This window comes from Burkholderia sp. SR8, from assembly GCF_052851275.1.
Genome location: NZ_JAULUC010000084.1, coordinates 1 through 636, shown reverse-complemented (window position 1 = coordinate 636; position 636 = coordinate 1). Strand labels below are relative to the sequence as shown.

1 pseudogene is annotated in these 636 nt (G+C 64.9%); it reads right to left on the bottom strand.

What is annotated here, in order from left to right:
- Positions 1-636, bottom strand: a pseudogene (locus Q3A80_RS31920) (hemagglutinin repeat-containing protein); the annotation flags it as partial.

Genomic DNA, 636 nt, shown 5'->3' with positions numbered 1-636 from the left:
GTCTTCGCGTCCGGCATCGGATAGATCAACGAACCGGTCGGCTTGATCGTCGGATCAAGTGCCGTGGCCGGATCGGCAATCACGCCGTCGCCTTTTTTGCGCTGCTCCCCGAAGTACCCGCCCATGCCCTGTGGCACATTCTGCGGACCCGTGACGGTTCGCCCGATGGAAACCTGATTGTTCTCCACCTCGATTTTGCCAGCACCGGTCGCAGTTGCCACATTCTGGCCCGACACGGCCGCGACGCCAGCAACCAGGCTGGCCACCAGATTGTCGCGCGCTTCGCGCTCCGATGCCGACAGGTTCGCCGACGGCGCGAGCAAACTCCCGAGCACGGAGCTGGTCGCCGCGCCCATCGCACCCGCACCACAGCTCTGACTGCCGGCAGCCGCGCCAGCACATCCCACAATCGCATGAAGTGCCGCACGCGCTTCTTCGCTGCCGAGGTTGTCGGCAATCTGCTTCACCTGATTCGTGCCCAGCTCTTGCAAGTAAGCCACCGTCGCGTTCTGAGCGAACTGCCCAAGGCCACCCGTCACATTGCCGCCTGCGGCCACCGACAGGGCCGTAAGCACTTGTCGATACGTGCCGCTCGGCCCCCAGTTGGCGTTCAGTTCGTCGGCGCGCTGCTGGGCG